Origin of the sequence: Brevibacillus migulae (assembly GCF_004521915.1) — a bacterium.
In the GTDB taxonomy this organism is placed as follows: domain Bacteria; phylum Bacillota; class Bacilli; order Brevibacillales; family Brevibacillaceae; genus Brevibacillus_F; species Brevibacillus_F migulae.
Window position 1 is genome coordinate 22,499 of record NZ_SDKD01000032.1, and the last position, 16,241, is coordinate 38,739.

Genomic DNA, 16,241 nt, shown 5'->3' on the forward strand with positions numbered 1-16,241 from the left:
ATCCTTGCAAAGGAGTTATCACCTCATCATATTGTGATTTTTCATTTTGTATGCAGTCACAACAAACTTCCAGTCCTCCATGAAAGGACCCCAAAGGTTAGGTCGTCTCCGCACAGCCAAAGGATGATAGGAGACCACTGTTTTTACCCCATGAGAGGAATGCCACTTTTGCCTGAGGCTTTTTACTTCCGCATCCTGATTCGCGAAAAAAGACTGGGCTGCTACATTCCCTAAACAAAAGACAAACTGTGGGGACTTGTTCTCCAGTTGAGCGAGCAGGTGCTGCATGCAAACCTCTCTCGCGTGTACTTTGTCGTATGCCTTGGTTGGGCGACGCTTCAGTACATACGTCACGTATAAGTCTTCTTTGCTAACCCCGGCAGCATGAGCGGCCTTCTGCAGCGTTTCCCTTGTTCCACAGACAAACGGGTTTCCTTCACGGTCTTCCCTCGCTCCCGGATTGTCCAGCAGGATCATGATCGGCGCATCCGGGTTTCCTTCTCCCCAGATCAGTCGAGATCCATGTGTGTAGAGACCACAGTCCGTGCAGTTTTCAATGCCAGGTGGGGCCTTTTCCTCTGGCCAGGCAGTTACACAATGTTCATCTTTCATTTCCATGGATGTCACTCCGTTTTCGGGTTACTGACTACCCCTTTTTTTCATAGCATTGGATAAGGCTTTCATCCGCAAACTTTTTCTAAATAAAAAAACACCCTCGAGAGGTGTTATCTTGATAATAAAACACGTTGACGAGGGTGCTCCGGCAGTATAGACGAAACCAGACTTTTCACAGCAGGATGCTCGGAAGTAAAAATGCCATTTTTGTCGTGGCACATCTCGACCATTTTCCCTTTCTCCATCACCGCAAGCGCATCAGAAATGGAGTAGGCTGCTTTTATATCATGTGTGATGAAAAGGTACGAAAGACCGAATGCTGACTGTAATTCGCGAAACAAGTCCAAGATGAGTGTCTGATTCACCATATCCAGACTGCTTACCGATTCATCAAGAACGATCAATTTTGGCTTTAACGCAATCGCCCGTGCAATATTGATCCGTTGTAACTGTCCACCGCTGAATTGGTAAGGGTACTTCCGCATGTCCGCAGGAGTCAAGCCTACCATTTCGAGCAAGTCCCCAATTCTTCGCTTTTGCTCGCCCACACTCAATCGCTCATAATTTTCCAGCGGTTCCCCAATGATCTGCTCCGCTGTCATTCGTGGATTTACGGAAGAGTAACAATCCTGAAAAACCACTTGAAGATCCCGGCGCAGCCGTTTGCGCGTATGTGCACTCGCCTGATACAGATCTTCTCCTTGAAAAAGAACCTGCCCTTGTTGCGGTGCCTGCAGCCCAAGGATTACTTTTCCCAATGTGCTTTTCCCCGCACCGCTCGTTCCCAGGAGTCCTACACACTTTCCTTCTTCGATCGTAAGTGAAACATTGGAAAGAACCGGCGCCTTAGCTACTCTCCTGCGGAAAAGGCTCGTTTCCCGGTAAGTATGGGTTACTCCATTCACTTGCAGCAACATGCGTCCACCTCCTTTTAACCCGATCGCGTGATAGACTGACGTACGTTATTGATTGTTCATAGGTATCGTAGGTCTGGTATTCAGCAATTTTTTCGTGTACGCGTGCTGGGGTTGGTCAAACAGCTGAAAAACATCCGCTTTTTCGACAATGCGTCCTTGCTGCATGATCGCGACCTCATCCGCCAACTCTGATATGACACCCAAATCATGCGAGATTAATAGAATGGATGTGCCGCATTCTGTGCGGAGTCGGTCAAGCTGTCTCAACACCTGCAATTGATTGACCACATCCAGAGCGGTAGTAGGCTCATCCGCAATTACTACGGATGGCCGCAGACACATCGATATCGCGATCATCACCCGCTGCAGCATTCCACCACTCAGCTGAAACGGGTACTGTTTCATCAATTTGTCTGGCTCTGGCAAGTTCACACTGGCCAACGAGGTGACAGCCAGCTCGTGCGCTTCTTTTTTTGTCAGATCGCTGTGAGTACGGATTGTCTCAACGAATTGAACGCCGATCGTATACACCGGTGTAAAGGCACTTATGGGATTTTGCATGATCAAGGCAATTTCTTTCCCCCGTATACGACGCATCTCCTGTTCTGGCAACCCGTTCAATTCGCGGTCGTGTAATCGGATGCTGCCTTCCACCATGATTTGATGCGGATCGAACAATTGCATGATGGAGTGACAAGTAACCGTCTTGCCGCTGCCGCTCTCTCCCACAAGCCCTAGTACTTGGCCACGTTTCAAATCCAAATCGATATCCTGAAGCAAAGCGAGTGTCCCATGCTTCCCTTTTACCTTCACGTTCAACCCGCTTATCTGCAACACCTTCGATTGTTGTCCATTCACTCTACTCAACCCTATTCAGTAACGACGTTTAACCCCATAACGCTCAGACAAAGCTTCTCCCAACACATTGAACGCAATCACGACGAGCAAGATCATCAATCCCGGAAAGATCATCAATTCCGGATGACTGCGAATAAAGTTCTTTCCTTCGTGAATCATGGCTCCCCACTCCGGAGTGGGTGGTTGCACGCCCAGTCCCAGGAAAGATAGTGCAGAAATGTCCATGATCGCCCAGCCCATTTCCAATGTGCCCATCACGAGAATCGGCGGCAGCACGTTGGGAATTAAATGCTTTCGGATGATCGTCCATGGAGAGGAGCCGCTAATGCGGGCAGCCGTAATAAATTCCCGCTGCTTTAAGCTGACGACCATCGTACGGATCATGCGGGCATAATATACCCAGTGCACCATCATCAAAGCCAAAACCACCTGCATCAGACCGGGACCAAATATCCCCACAATCCCCATGACCAGCACGAGAGACGGAAAAGCCATAACCCCTTCGCAAAACCGCATGAGAACAGCATCCACCCATCCGCCTAGGTAACCCGCGATGGTTCCGACCAGCAAACCAATACCAATCGCGGAGACAAAAATCAAAAAGGCAACGCCTAGCGATATACGGGAACCGTGCAAGAGGCGAGATAAATTGTCGCGTCCCAGATGGTCTGTCCCCAGCAGATGCTCAGCGGAAGGCGGCTTCAGCTTCAGCGCTAAATTCACTTTGACTGGATCGTGAGGCGAAATCCATGGGGCAAACACGGCAATTACAGCGAAAAGCAACAACAGGATCGAGCATACCACAATCGTTTTCTTGCTCTTGAGGACAGTCCCTATGTTCGCGATCACGAGTCTTTTCTTCCTTTCAACGAAATTCGGGGGTCCATATACAGCTGTACAAGATCCACGATCAGGTTGCATACGACGAATAGACAGGCAGCAAAAATGACGTAGCTTTGGATAACAGGAAGATCCCGATTAAAAATCGCCTCGACAAAATATCGCCCGAACCCCGGCCAGGAAAAAACTTGTTCCACAATAATCGTGCCAGTCATCAATTTCCCCATATTCATGCCCAGACCGGTAATGACTGGGGTAATGGCAATTTTCAGCACATGTTTCGCTACGATCGTTCTTTCTCTCAACCCTCGTGTCCTTGCATATAAGACATACGACTCCTGGAGTTGCTCCAGCACGCTCGATCGCAGCAAACGGGTATAGATCGCGATCAGCGCCAACGACAACGTCACAGCCGGAAGGACCAAATGCTGCCATGACCCTCTTCCCTCAACCGGGAATAAGTCCAGCTTTACGGAAAAGAAGAAAATCAATAAGTATCCCAGCCAAAATTGCGGAATCGACGCTCCGAAAAAGGAAAGCAGCCTGCTGCATTTATCGATCAGGCTGTTTTTATATATTGCAGACAAAAAACCGAGTGGAATGCTGATCACGATCGCAAGCACGATACTGCTGACTGCCAGCTGCATCGTCGCAGGTATTCTCTCTGTCATTTCTTCGATAATCGGCTCATTCGTAAGATAAGATTTGCCGAAGTCGAGTCGGCAAATCTTCATGACCGTTTGAACATATTGAATGTGCAGAGGCTGATCCAGGCCAAATTCTTTTCTCTTCTCAGCCAGGATCTCCTCTGTCGGCTGAATATGGGCTGCAGTCAAATATGCCTCAGCCGGGTCTACGGGTGATATCCGTATGAGCACAAATGTGATGAAAATGGCAAAGAGCACAATGGGAATGACAGCAAGTATTCGCCTCCCAATATAGCTGATCATGAAGTTCCTCCTTGCCGGTTTACTCGCTTACTTCAATCGAGTTGAATGGATGTTCATCCCGATTCGCCGGGAAACTGAATGCTTTCACGTTTTTCTGGTAAACCACTGTCTTTTTGATATACGAAACCGGTACAATCGCCGACTGCTCCTGCAGCGTTTTCAGGATGGAGCCGTACAGCTCTTGGCGCTTCGTCTCATCCGTAGATGCGAGGGCTTCCTTCACTTGCTTGTCCAATTCCGCTTTCATTGGCACGCGGGAATGAGCTTCCGAGACACCCCAGCCTTTTTCTGCCACTACATTAATGAACGAATGCGGATCATAAGGCGCTCCGTAGTTGTACCAGAAGTCGATGTCAAATTCGCCTGCTCTTCTGCGCTTGATTTGAACCGTTAATTCAAGACCCGTGATATTCAGCTTGACGCCGATCGCTGCCCACTCCGCTTGCATGGTTTCCGCCATCGCTTTTTGGATCGGGTCTGTTTTGTCATAAATCAATTCGAGTTCGAGTGGTTGCCCGTCTTTCTCGCGTACGGTTTTGCCTGCTGGCAGCTTCCATCCGGCTTCATCCAGATAAGCGGACGCTTTTTCCACATTGTATTCAACCGGAGCTACATCAATATTGGTGTAAGGGAAGTTTTTGGACAAAATGTTATCGGCTTTCTCTTCCAAGCCGAGCGTGATACCTTCAACCATCGCCTGTTTGTTAAAACCATGCTGGAGTGCCAAACGCACTCGCTGGTCCGCAAGCTTTTCATTTGTTGTATTCAAAAGCAAGCTTCTTGTCCCAACAGGTTCAGACAGCTTCGATCCATATTTGTCTGATGCTTTCAGTTGATTGAAGGAATCCATACTGATGACGCCTTCCCCATAAATCAGATCCAATTCGCCTTTTTCAAAAGCCATGACGCGCGTTTCTGCGTCCGGAATAATTTTAACGGTGACTTTATCAAGCTTTGGAGCTTCTCCCCAATAATTCGGGTTGCGGGTAAACACCGCATATTCATCTTTCTTGTATTCAGACAGCATCCACGGACCGGTTCCAACCGGTTTTTTCACTCCCTTGGAAGTGTCACCGTCATCCGGGAACCCGGCTTCTCCCAAAAAGCGGACGGGGCGAACGAGAGAAAGATCCTGCAAAGTCGGATAATAAGGAGCTTTCAGAATCATTTTGAACGTTTGCTCGTCGACTGCCTCCGTTTTTTCTAGAGCACTGATCACACCGAGCCAGCTGTGCAATTTCGGATTGCTCATCACTGCATCAAAGTTCTTTTTCACAATGGCCGCATTAAAAGGCGTACCATCTGAGAATTTTACATTCTTGCGGAGTTTGAACGTATACTCTTTACCGTCCTCCGAGATCGACCATGATTCAGCTAGATGAGGCTCCAGTTTGCCCCCTTCTTTGTAGCTTACCAATGGTTCATAGATCATCGATTGCGCAAATAGCTGGGAAGGGTTATATGTATGGGGATTCATTGGCCCGATATCCCTCGGCCAAGATACGGTGATGGCCTTCTCGGTTGGAGAAGCATCCTGTTCGACTGTTGGCGCATTTTCCTGGCTGTTGCAGCCCATGAGTGCGGTTGATAAGAGCAGGATCATTCCTACCATCAACAAAATGGCTTTTTTTCCTGAGTTAAACATGAAGTAGTCCCCTTTTGACTAATTAATAATGATTATCAGTTCTGCCCAATGATAATTGAGAAGTATTTTCATGTCAACTGAAATCACCATTTTTTCAGGACAATGAAAAAAGCAATCCATGGTTGGATTGCCTTGCGAAAAGACTCGGTCGTTTTACTCCCTTGTTTGATGATATTACGATCCGGAATTAACCTTACCAGAATGAACAACCCATCGAGCGCTATTTATAACGAGCTGCCTGAAAGCTTGTGGCTTGAATGACACTGCCGTGTGACCCGGCTGCAAATAGACGACCTTCCCCAAACCGTATTGATGTTCCCACGCTGCCGGATACCTTTTCCCGGCATACTCGAATTCCAGTAAAACGGTACGGGGCGTAAAGGGATCAAACTCAAACTGATACGGCTCCTCGTCGACCGTAAAGTCTTCCACTCCTTGAAGCACTGGATGCTCCTTTACCGTTCCATAATAGCTGAGTGGCTGATAAGGCGGATGGCCGACAAACTTGGCCCCCATTACCTGTAACAGCTCGTAGCTACCCGCTAGTGAAATGCCGTTATGAATCGCGAGCAGTCCCCCACCGCCTGCTACGAATGTTAACAGACCGGCAATTTGCTCGGGTGCAAGCTCTCGCGTCCAGATATCCGCATACGAGATGCAGGCAGCAAACTCGCTGGTGTCTAGCGACGATAAATCATCATAATTTTGTGTAACGGTCAGTTGAAATTCCCCGCCCAAGATCTGCTCCAATTCTTGACGCACAGGATCGAGCGGATGCCAGGCTCCCGGGTGGTTATCGCCAATTAACAAAATTTGTTTTGCAGTCATTTTTGACCAGCTCCTTAGTCTCGATATTGAGTTACGATAAGGAGACGGAGGAAATTGGCGATGGACGCAGAATTGATTGAAAATATTTTGTCATATGGAGTGAATGTGCGATGGATATTACTGTCATTTGGCATGACTATTACCCGCAGCTGAAGAGGTTCGTCTCAAATCGCATCAAAAATCAGGCAGATGCTGAAGATATTGTGCAGCAAGTCTTCATTAAGGTAAACAATCATCTCGATGACTTGAAGGAGAAAGAAAAGCTTTCCTCATGGATCTATCAGATCACTCGCAACAGCATGGTGGATTATTTCCGTAAAGAAAAGTGGAACGACGAGCTCCCCACGCATCTGCAGACCATGGATGACTATGAAGAGCCCGATCTGGCACAGGAGGTCATCAATTGCTTTGAGTCGACGATCCAACAGCTCCCGGAAAAATATAAGGAAGCGCTGGAGCTCTCTATGCTGAAAGGAATGTCCCAAAAGGAATTGAGCGAACGACTGGGTATCTCCTATTCAGGGGCAAAATCGAGAGTACAGCGCGGGCGGGAGATGTTGAAAGAATTGCTGACTGGCTGTTGTCATATCGAATCGGACCGCTATGGGAATATTATTGAGTTTCATATTAAATGGCGTTATCCTTCGTGCTCAGTTGATGAGCAAGATGGTAAAAGGGGATAATGGACAAAGAGGTTGGCCCCTGTGCCTCCCTCTTTGTCCAACCCGGACTTGTTTGGTTTACGCCCACCATATATCCCGATTACTCTCTTCAATCACCAACCCTCGCAGAAAAGAAACGGCTTTTTGAAACCCCTCTTCGACGGACATCAGCGCATCCTCATGCTCAATGCTAATCGCTCCGTCATAGCCCACTGCCTGCAAGGCGCTGAAGATGTCCCGCCACGTCTCTTCCCCATGACCGTAGCCGACCGTCCGGAAAATCCAGGAGCGATTCAGCGTATCGCGATAGCTTTTCGTATCCAGCACCCCATTGGCCGCCGCATTCTGCTTGTCAATTGCCGTGTCTTTCGCATGGAAGTGGTAGAGCGCATCCGCTTGCCCCAGCTGCTTGATGCTTACGACAGGGTCCATCTGCTGCCAGAACAAATGACTCGGGTCAAAATTGGCGCCGATTCGCTCCCCGCACTGCTCCCGCAAACGCAGCAGCGTCTCCGTGTTATACACGGCAAAACCGGGGTGCGGTTCCACAGCCGCCCGGACGCCGTGCTGCCGGAGGAATTCATTCTGTTCCCGCCAATACGGAATCACCTTCTCCTCCCACTGCCATTTGACCACGGCTGAAAAATCATCCGGCCATGGGCACGTGATCCACACCGGGTTCAAGGAGTATTCCGACTCTCCGGGACATCCTGAAAAAGTCACGACGTTTTCCACTTCCAGTTTTGCAGCAAGCCGTACCGTATCCTGAAACGCTTGGTGATGTTTGCGAGCAATGTCCGCATTGGGGTGCAGCGGGTTGCCATGACAGCTCAATGCGCTAATTTCCAGCCCCCTGCTTTGCACAGCCTGTTTAAACTGTTTCCACTTGCTTTCGTCCTCCAATAGTTCGGCTGGTTGGCAATGAACATTTCCCACATATCCCCCGGTGCCAATCTCCACTGCTTTCAGGCCGCTCTCTGCGATGTAATCCAGCGCTTCCTCCAGTGATTTCTTGCCGAACAAAACAGCAAATACCCCCAGTTTCACCTGGCTTTCCTCCTCTTTTTCTAATCTTTCACGGCACCGGATGTTAACCCGCTGACGATATACTTTTGCAGCGTGATAAAGATGATGACGATCGGGATGGCCGCGACGGTCGCAACCGCCATCAGGTTGTTCCATTGGGTGCCGTATTGGCCGATAAATTTATACAGACCGAGCGTCAGCGGGCGAATGCTTTCTTCTGTGGTAAGCAGCATCGCAAACAGGAAATCCCCCCAACCGAAGAGAAAGCAAAACGCTCCCACGGTCAACATGCCGGGCTTGATCAAGGGCAGGATGACTCGCCAAAAGGTGGTCCATTTGTTGCAGCCATCGATCGCAGCGGCATCGTCCAGTACGCTTGGAATCGAGAGGAAAAAGGGACGAAGCACGAGGACCGCAAACGGCAGGGAGACTGTCGTATTCGCGATGATCAGCCCCAAGAAGCTGTTCAGCAAGCCCAGCTTGGAAAACAGGATGAAAAAAGGCATGGCCAGCATGATGTTGGGCAGCATTTGACTCGCCAACAGCAGGATCAAGATGAGGCCCTTTCCTCTCAGATTCAATCTTGTCAGCGCATATGCAGCCGGAGCAGCCAGCAGAAGGGTGACAACCATGGTGCCGCACGCGATCAAAAAGCTGTTCCCGATATACCCGAGAATGTACGGATTTTTGAACACGTTTTCGAGATAAGCCGCAAACGTCACATCACGAGGAATCAGATGCGGCGGACTGGCAAACAAGTCGCTCATCGGCTTGATCGAAGTCGCAAACATCCAGTAGATGGGAAACAAAAACAAAATGGTCGAGAGAATCGCAAGGAACATGGCGCCATATCCGGATTTCCGATGATCCATCAGAGGGTCTGCTCCTCCTTTCGCAGCATCCACAGATACACCGCGGATAACGCAATCAAGATGAGAAACATGATGCTCGCCACAGTGGCGCCCAGGCTGAAGTCAAACGTGATGAAGGACAATTGGTAGGCGTAGAGGGGAAGCACAAAGGAAGCGTTGACCGGTCCACCGCCCGTCATGATGAAAATCAGGTCAAACACCTTGAATGTATAGATCACCCCGAGCATGAGCAGGACGAGAATCGTTGGCCGCATCAATGGCAAGGTAATATGAACAAATTGCTGAAACCGGCTTGCTCCATCCAGCTTTGCTGCTTCATACAGGTGGTCTGGCAGAGATTGCAGCCCGGACAGCAGGATAATCATATTGAACGGGATGCCGATCCAGATGTTGGCAAGGATCGTGCCGTACAAGGAGGTGTCCGCTTCCGTCAGCCAGGAAACCGGCTGCTGGATCACCCCCAGCGTTTGCAGAAGATAATTGAACACCCCGTAATCACCGGCCAGCATCCATTTGAACAGGGTCGCCGTGATCACGATCGGCATCAGCCAGGCCAAGAGCATGAGGGAGCGCATGATGTCTCGTCCGGGAAACCGTTTATTGAAAAACAGCGCAAGCGCGAAGCCGATGACAAATTGAAAGAGAATGGACAATCCCGTGAAAATGATGGAATTCGTCAAGGAAATGGTGAACAATTCATCTTTGAAAATGGTCGCGTAATTGGCAAACCCGACAAAATGCTGTTCACCGTTCAGGTTCGTGACTTTTACGTCTTTTACACTGAGCCAAAAATTGTAGGCAATCGGAAAGAACATGAAAAACACCAGAAAACCAAGCCCGGGGAGTACAAACAAGTAACTGCTCCAGCTGCGTATTCCTTTCGTCTTCACGGACTTGATCCCCATCGTCTTTTGGCCCATCGTCCTGACCTCTGGTTGCTGCATCTATCGCACCTCCCCTTTTTCGATTGAGGGGATAGACCAGACAGCTCTATCCCCTCCACCAACCTGGTCAGATCATGGTATCAGCGGTTTGATTTTGGCATCTGCCTCTTTCACCGCATCCTGCGGCGATTTGGCACCGGTAATCACCTGCTGCATCATTTCCTGCATTGCGACAGATGCCTTCGGGTATTCCGGACCATACGCGCGGGCTTTGGCAAACTCCATGCCATCCGCGAACGCCTTCAAAATCGGGTCGTTTTGCCAGTACGAATCCTGAATCAAGTCTTTACGGCTCGGTACATATCCCATCGCCTTGGCAAAGGCGAGAATATTTTCTGGCTCTTGGGTAAACTTCAGGAAATCCCAAGCCATCTCCTTGTTTTTGGAGGTACTCGTGATCGCCCAATCCTCGCCGCCCAGGATGGTGCCCCCTTGCTTGTTGGATGGGAGTGGGACAACCCCCCACTTGACTTTCCCCTCTTTCTGCAAAAATGGAATTTGCCATGGGCCGTTTACCATCATCGCGGCCTTGCCTGCCGAGAATTGAACGGCTACGTCTTGCTGATTCAGGTTGATGATCTCCTTGGACATGGCACCGCTATCTACCAGTTCCTTCCACAGCGTGATCGCATCTACCGTTCCTTGGCTGTCAAAGGTATTGAGATCTGAGCCGGCCTGCCAGATGAAGGGGAGAAATTGGAACGCTCCTTCTTCGCTTTTGATTCCTGCTGCGACCAGCCCGTACACGCCGGGCTTCGCCACCTTTTGTGCCGCTTGCTTCAGCTCCTCCCAATTTTTCGGAGGCTCTACGCCTGCTGCTTTCAGCATGTCTTCGTTGTAATAGAGAGCCAGGTTGTTGCTGCCGACGGGAACCCCATAGTTTTTGCCCTGATACATGGTAGACGACCATGGACCCTCGAAATACTTGTCGGTCTGTCCCCATTCCTTGATTTCCGCTGATATGTCGGCAAGGGCACCCGCAGCCGCAAACGATTGCAGATCGGGGTTGCCGATTGCCACCAGATCCGGTAGCTGTCCGGCGGTCGCCCCCATGAGGAGCTTGTTCTTGAGGTCGTTAAACGGCACATAGGTGCGCTCGATTTTTACATTCGGCCGTACCTTCTGATACGCTGCGAACATCTCATCCAACGCTTTCAGCTGGGCATCCGTGGACCAATAATCCCATAGCGTAAGGGTAATGACTTCTCCTGTCGAACCGGACCCACTGCCAGCTGGTTGGTTGGTGGATGGGGCTGGTGCCGTCGGCTGCGTCGAGCTGGGGGCGCATGCTGCCAGCAGCATGAGACATGAGGCTGCCAAAACGGAAATGGCCTGTTTGATCATTGCGTGTTTCCTCCTTTACGAATTCATTTTCAATTTTCTGAAACCTGATAACACTGTTCTTTCACCTGTTTTCGCCGAATGGATGGCAGCGCTGGTGAGTTCAAAGCTGAGCAGATTGTCATCGGCCGACGTCATGGGCGTTTTGCCCGTTCGTATCGCATGAACCATATCATTCAGGGAGGATGCCATATCGCCAAGCGGCATTTCAACCAAGTCTACAGGGATTACTTCTTCCACTTCAGTGTCCTCCCCCAAAAGCAGGTGAATCTTGTCATCGATCATCTCGATGGCGCCCCTCTCCCCGACAATCCGCACATCCCCGTTCCATGAGGTCTGATGGCCGCGTGCCACCCAGCTGCCGAAATAATGGACATGGACTTCATCCTGGAAGCGGATCATCACTCCAGCGGATGGGTTTCCCCGAAACCAGCTCCATGCCGGACGGAAGCTTTGGGCAACTACTTCTACTGCCTCCTTTTCCAGCAAAAACCGCATGATGTCAAAATGATGAATCGCCATATCCTCCAGCAGGATCTCGGCATATTGATCGCGCCATCCGCCGAATTTGAACGCTTTGCGGAACTGATATTCCATGTACCCGATCCGTCCGATCGCACCTTCCTGCAGCAGCCGTTTGAGCGTTTGGATTTCCGGCTTCCAGCGGTAGTTCTGGCTCACCATCACTTTTGAGTCATAGCTGCGAATGGTTTCGACAAGCTCGAGAGCCTCTTCATACGTATGGGTCATCGGTTTTTCCAGCATGACATGCAAATTGGATTGGAGCGCTTTTACAGCCAGTTCTTTATGAGTGGGCGGCGGTGTGACGATCAGCACCATATCAGCCGCGACGGTTTTAAAAGCTTCGTCCGCACTGGTAAACAGCTGTGTGTCGGGTAATCCGGTCACTTGTCTCGCAATGGTTAAATTTTCTGGCATCTGATCGACTACAGCGACCAATTCAACCTCGGGATAATTCTTGACTACTTGCAGCCACGCTTGGCCGAAGCCTCCGGCACCAATTTGAATTAGGCGAATGTTCTTCATGCTACTCACCTGACTTTTCCTATTTTTTTGCGGACATGAAAGCGTTGCCATAGATGCGCATCGGAAAGCATTATGAATGTTTTTCCCGTATCCACACGACCATTTCACCCGGCTCACGATTGCCCCATAAATGGTAGGGGACCGCTTTCAATCTTGCCGGCACCGTCCTGCTGCTTGCGGGCTTGTAAAGCTCATCGCCCCAATCGGCCGTATCCACCCGTTCTGCCATACCTGTAATCACGGCAACACCTCCTAACAAGTCGTCTTCAAACTGGACGGTGAATGGCGTATCGATCGACACCATCCAAGCTTGCAGATTGGATCCGTTATCGACCTCCTCCAGGCAATAGACGATCGGTCCTCGCTGAATCGCGAGTTTGCCGCTGTTTTCGCGCACAGACGGATGGCTTTGGATCAGCTCCACTTCCATCGGGAGGGACAGGTGAATCCGGTCTCCCTTGGACCAGTTGCGGTCAAGGTACACGTATCCTTTTTTCATGAAAGCATCGAGGTCTACAGTCTGATCATTTACGGTGAGCCTTGGCTGCCTGCACCATCCCGGGATGCGCAGCGCAACGGTAAAATTCGCTTCCTGCTCCGGTGTGACCGTGAGCGTGATGTCGCCCTCCCATGGATACTCGCTTGTTTGGCTGAGCTTTACCTTTTGCCCGCCCACCTCCATTTCCGCTTCGGAGCTGATGTATAAGTGGACGTAGACACCTTCATCCTCCGCTGAATAGACATACTGGCCAACCGATGCAGTCAATCTGGCTAAATTGGGGGGGCAGCATGCGCAGCTAAACCATTTCTGCCGCACCGTTTTGACATGCTGTTTGTCTTTGCGGTTTTCGCAGGATTGCGGCCATACTTCCAAGGGGTTTACATAGAAAAACTTCTTTCCTTCCAGGTCCATGCCGCTAATCGTCCCGTTATATAAGGCCCGCTCCATTACATCGCCGTATGCGCGGTCCTTTTCCAGCTGCAGCATGCTGTGCGCCCAGAACACCAAGCCGATCGATGCGCAGGTTTCGGTATAGGACGTGTCGCCCGGGAGATCGAAATCGAAGGTAAACGACTCGCCGCATTCTTGGGAACCGATGCCGCCGGTGATGTACATTTGCCGCTGCGTCACATTGTCCCACAGCCTTCTGCATGCCTCGGCCAGAGCTTGATCTTTTGTCAGGGAGGCCAGCTGAGCCATCGCTGTGTACATATACATGGCTCTGACCGCATGCCCCATGGCTTTGTCCTGCTCACGCACCGGCAGATGGGCCTGATGGTATTGGTAATGGGGATCGACCCATGGTGCGAGTGAATCGTCTCCCCTGTTTGCCGCTTCTCTTTCGAAGAAATGCGGCTGCTTTCCGCGCTCATCGATAAAGAATTGACTCAGTTTCAGATACTTTGCTTCATTGGTCGCATGGTACAGCTTGATCAAGGCCAGCTCGATTTCCTGATGCCCGTCATAGCCTTGTATTTGATGTTCGCCCGGTCCAAAAACGGTATCGATGTAATCGGCAAATCGGCAGACGATATCGAGAAATCTTCGCTTCCCTGTCGCGTAAAAATAAGCCACGGCCGCTTCGATCATATGGCCAGCGCAATACAGCTCATGATTGTCCCGCAAATTCGTGAACCGCTTGCCGGGCTCCTTTACGGTGTAGTATGTATTGAGGTACCCGTCTGCTTGCTGCGCTCTGCCAATCAACTCGATCACTTCATCGGCCAAGTGTTCCAGCTCCGGATTAGGATCGGTGATCAAGCTGTATGCCACCGCTTCCAACCATTTGGCTACGTCACTGTCCTGAAAAACCGCTCCATGGAATTCTCCCGCAGCCTCACCCGCCGCTATGCGGAAATTTTCGATCGCATGGCTGGGAGCAGCATCTTGGATACGATCGTTTAAGGCATCCCATTGATATGGGATCACCACATCGCGAATCACATCCATCCGCGTTCTCCAGAATCGGTCATTGATGCGGACATGTTTCAGCTGTTGATTGTTCATATGATCATCTCCTGCAAAAAATGATTATCGTACATCATTTTATGATTTAAAAAACCCTCCCTACGTGAACTTGGACAACCAGCGTCTGCGTGCGAGTTCCATACAGTAGAGAGGGCTATGTTTGGCTTCGAGGATTATAGATAGTATTTGGCATTTTCTTTTGTGACGATTTCCAGCTTGGTGAAATGTTCTTTCCTTTTGATCGGTTCTCCCAACACACAGTGGTTAAACAATGTTTTCACCGCCATGTATCCTTGCATGAAAGGATCCTGGCAGATGGTGGCCGTAATGACTCCCCGCTGCAAATACTCATAGCTGTCCTGATTCAAATCATGCCCGATCAGGACGATACGCTTATCCCGTACGTTTTCATCCAGATATTTGGCAAAGCTGGGCAGGGTCGCGCTCGCCACATAGATCCCGTCTACTCCTTCCAAATCCCCCAGCAGTCCGGCGTATGATTCGGATTCATAGTAGTTTGCCTTCAGCGGGCTAAGCATGTTGACATCCGGATAATCGAGCAGCACCTCCCGGAAGCCGGTGATCTTTTGCTGCATTTGAAAAGAGGTAGTCTCTGTCACCACAAGCACATTGCCGGATTCGCCAATCCATTTGCATAATAGGTCTGCTGCCAACCGTCCGGCATCCCGGTAGTCGCTGCCTACATAAAACATTCTGCCGCTCAACGGAGAATCCGTGTTGAACGTGCAGATGGACACTCCCTTTTCCATAGCGCGGTCAATGACAGCATCGACGACATCATTGGCATCATTGGGCGCCAACGCCAATGCCTGATACTTTCCGGAGTCAATGGTTTTTTTGATGATCTCGATCTGCTGCTCGAACTCTATGCGGGGTGTCCGGATAATGTCCACGTGCAGCCCGTAATCCCGCAAATCATCGTAAGCGCTCCAGATTCCAGGCTCGACCTGTTCCCAAAAATGCTGCGGGTATTCCGGAAAGATACACACCACCGAGAATTCGGTTTTCCGCGACAGGAGGCTTGCCGATTTGTTCGGAACGTAGTTGAGTTCCTTGGCTTTTTCCATGATTCTGCGGTACGTATCTTCCTTCACATTTCCCCTGTTGTTCAGCGCTCGATCAACAGTGGCAATCGACAAACCCAATTCCCTTGCGATATCCTTCGCCGTTACTTTGGATGGACCGTTCATCTCTTTTCCCTCTTGTTGATGTACTTTTCTGAATTATATATACAATTGTGCGTTTGCGTCAATTATTTTTTGATTATCGATGATCATTTTTTTGTTACATGTTCGGGAGATAGCGATGTTAGGATTTCGCTTTTAACAAATCCGATATATAACCATTTAATGTTTCACTCAACTGATTTAATTCTTCGGTCAGTTTCGTGAATAACTCTGAGTGAGCAGCGAGTTCACTAGAAGATTGACTAATATCATGTATGCTGTCGTTCATACCAATAATGGAGTTTTTCATTTGATGTAAAAAAGCACCGATTTTTTTCGAAGCCTCATCAGAATGATGAGATAGTTTTCGTATTTCAGTTGCAACAACCGAAAATGTTTTACCATATTCACCAGCTCTAGCTGCCTCAATAGCCGCATTCAGACCAAGCAAATTCGATTGTTGTGCAACGCTATGAAACAAAAGCCGGACACCAAGCCGAAGTGGACTGGAAGATTTGCGAGTACATCGATTTAAACGGT

The 16,241-nt window shown here is 49.8% G+C and carries 16 protein-coding genes; 1 reads left to right on the forward strand and 15 read right to left on the reverse strand.

Features of this window, described 5'->3' with window-relative positions; translation table 11 throughout:
- Positions 1-18: 18 nt before the first annotated feature.
- The 7 genes from EIZ37_RS23555 to EIZ37_RS23585 all read right to left on the reverse strand — a co-directional run bounded on the left by EIZ37_RS23555 (position 19) and on the right by EIZ37_RS23585 (position 6,653).
- The gene (locus EIZ37_RS23555; protein ID WP_407921168.1) at positions 19-618 is read right to left on the reverse strand and encodes a uracil-DNA glycosylase; all 600 of its coding nucleotides are present in this window, start codon (positions 616-618) and stop codon (positions 19-21) included.
- A gap of 107 nt (positions 619-725) precedes the next feature.
- Positions 726-1,532 carry a nickel import ATP-binding protein NikE gene (nikE, locus tag EIZ37_RS23560; RefSeq protein WP_134687213.1) on the reverse strand — a complete coding sequence of 269 codons (807 nt, stop codon included), beginning with the start codon at positions 1,530-1,532 and terminating at the stop codon, positions 726-728.
- Between the two features lie 45 nt (positions 1,533-1,577).
- Positions 1,578-2,390 (reverse strand): nickel import ATP-binding protein NikD, encoded by an 813-nt coding sequence (gene nikD, locus EIZ37_RS23565; RefSeq protein ID WP_134687214.1) that lies wholly within the window; start codon positions 2,388-2,390, stop codon positions 1,578-1,580.
- Between the two features lie 15 nt (positions 2,391-2,405).
- On the reverse strand, positions 2,406-3,239 hold the full coding sequence (gene nikC / locus EIZ37_RS23570; protein WP_205683881.1) for a nickel ABC transporter permease subunit NikC: 834 nt from the start codon (positions 3,237-3,239) through the stop codon (positions 2,406-2,408).
- Positions 3,236-4,180: a nickel ABC transporter permease subunit NikB gene (gene nikB, locus EIZ37_RS23575; protein WP_134687216.1), complete on the reverse strand. Its 945-nt coding sequence runs from the start codon at positions 4,178-4,180 to the stop codon at positions 3,236-3,238. Before nikB ends, nikC begins: the two co-directional genes overlap by 4 nt.
- 19 nt (positions 4,181-4,199) lie before the next feature.
- Positions 4,200-5,825 carry a nickel ABC transporter substrate-binding protein gene (gene nikA, locus EIZ37_RS23580; protein ID WP_134687217.1) on the reverse strand — a complete coding sequence of 542 codons (1,626 nt, stop codon included), beginning with the start codon at positions 5,823-5,825 and terminating at the stop codon, positions 4,200-4,202.
- 174 nt (positions 5,826-5,999) lie between these two features.
- A complete protein-coding gene (locus tag EIZ37_RS23585; protein ID WP_134687218.1) occupies positions 6,000-6,653 on the reverse strand; it encodes a ThuA domain-containing protein in 654 nt (217 codons plus the stop codon).
- 110 nt (positions 6,654-6,763) lie between these two features.
- Between EIZ37_RS23585 and sigZ the strand changes: the two genes are divergently transcribed.
- A complete protein-coding gene (gene sigZ, locus EIZ37_RS23590; RefSeq protein ID WP_134687219.1) occupies positions 6,764-7,336 on the forward strand; it encodes an RNA polymerase sigma factor SigZ in 573 nt (190 codons plus the stop codon).
- A 57-nt stretch (positions 7,337-7,393) separates the two neighbouring features.
- Here the strand turns inward: sigZ and EIZ37_RS23595 are convergent, their stop codons facing one another.
- The 8 genes from EIZ37_RS23595 to EIZ37_RS23630 form a co-directional block, all read right to left on the reverse strand.
- The gene (locus EIZ37_RS23595; RefSeq protein ID WP_134687220.1) at positions 7,394-8,362 is read right to left on the reverse strand and encodes a sugar phosphate isomerase/epimerase family protein; all 969 of its coding nucleotides are present in this window, start codon (positions 8,360-8,362) and stop codon (positions 7,394-7,396) included.
- Between the two features lie 20 nt (positions 8,363-8,382).
- A complete protein-coding gene (locus EIZ37_RS23600) occupies positions 8,383-9,213 on the reverse strand; it encodes a carbohydrate ABC transporter permease (RefSeq protein ID WP_134687221.1) in 831 nt (276 codons plus the stop codon).
- The gene (locus EIZ37_RS23605; protein ID WP_235828190.1) at positions 9,213-10,157 is read right to left on the reverse strand and encodes a carbohydrate ABC transporter permease; all 945 of its coding nucleotides are present in this window, start codon (positions 10,155-10,157) and stop codon (positions 9,213-9,215) included. The genes EIZ37_RS23600 and EIZ37_RS23605 overlap by 1 nt, the downstream gene beginning before the upstream one ends.
- Positions 10,158-10,229: 72 nt before the next feature.
- On the reverse strand, positions 10,230-11,501 hold the full coding sequence (locus tag EIZ37_RS23610; protein WP_134687222.1) for a sugar ABC transporter substrate-binding protein: 1,272 nt from the start codon (positions 11,499-11,501) through the stop codon (positions 10,230-10,232).
- Positions 11,502-11,516: 15 nt separating this feature from the next.
- Complete coding sequence (locus EIZ37_RS23615; RefSeq protein ID WP_167569101.1) at positions 11,517-12,545, reverse strand: Gfo/Idh/MocA family protein; 1,029 nt, start codon at positions 12,543-12,545, stop codon at positions 11,517-11,519.
- Between the two features lie 70 nt (positions 12,546-12,615).
- Positions 12,616-14,553 carry a glycoside hydrolase family 127 protein gene (locus EIZ37_RS23620; RefSeq protein WP_134687224.1) on the reverse strand — a complete coding sequence of 646 codons (1,938 nt, stop codon included), beginning with the start codon at positions 14,551-14,553 and terminating at the stop codon, positions 12,616-12,618.
- A gap of 134 nt (positions 14,554-14,687) precedes the next feature.
- Entirely contained in the window at positions 14,688-15,725 is a 1,038-nt protein-coding gene (locus tag EIZ37_RS23625) for a LacI family DNA-binding transcriptional regulator (protein WP_134687225.1), read from the reverse strand.
- A gap of 118 nt (positions 15,726-15,843) precedes the next feature.
- Positions 15,844-16,241 (reverse strand): methyl-accepting chemotaxis protein (locus EIZ37_RS23630; protein WP_328591379.1); only part of this gene is annotated, 398 nt, incomplete at its 5' end.

Bases quoted from the DNA above. Each gene is read 5' to 3' on its own strand.
- EIZ37_RS23555 (WP_407921168.1), bottom strand. From the start codon at position 618: ATGGAAATGAAAGATGAACATTGTGTAACTGCCTGGCCAGAGGAAAAG.
- nikE (WP_134687213.1), bottom strand. From the start codon at position 1,532: ATGTTGCTGCAAGTGAATGGAGTAACCCATACTTACCGGGAAACGAGC.
- nikB (WP_134687216.1), bottom strand. From the start codon at position 4,180: ATGATCAGCTATATTGGGAGGCGAATACTTGCTGTCATTCCCATTGTG.
- nikA (WP_134687217.1), bottom strand. From the start codon at position 5,825: ATGTTTAACTCAGGAAAAAAAGCCATTTTGTTGATGGTAGGAATGATC.
- EIZ37_RS23585 (WP_134687218.1), bottom strand. From the start codon at position 6,653: ATGACTGCAAAACAAATTTTGTTAATTGGCGATAACCACCCGGGAGCC.
- sigZ (WP_134687219.1), top strand. From the start codon at position 6,764: ATGGATATTACTGTCATTTGGCATGACTATTACCCGCAGCTGAAGAGG.
- EIZ37_RS23600 (WP_134687221.1), bottom strand. From the start codon at position 9,213: ATGGATCATCGGAAATCCGGATATGGCGCCATGTTCCTTGCGATTCTC.
- EIZ37_RS23605 (WP_235828190.1), bottom strand. From the start codon at position 10,157: ATGCAGCAACCAGAGGTCAGGACGATGGGCCAAAAGACGATGGGGATC.
- EIZ37_RS23610 (WP_134687222.1), bottom strand. From the start codon at position 11,501: ATGATCAAACAGGCCATTTCCGTTTTGGCAGCCTCATGTCTCATGCTG.
- EIZ37_RS23615 (WP_167569101.1), bottom strand. From the start codon at position 12,545: ATGAAGAACATTCGCCTAATTCAAATTGGTGCCGGAGGCTTCGGCCAA.
- EIZ37_RS23620 (WP_134687224.1), bottom strand. From the start codon at position 14,553: ATGAACAATCAACAGCTGAAACATGTCCGCATCAATGACCGATTCTGG.
- EIZ37_RS23625 (WP_134687225.1), bottom strand. From the start codon at position 15,725: ATGAACGGTCCATCCAAAGTAACGGCGAAGGATATCGCAAGGGAATTG.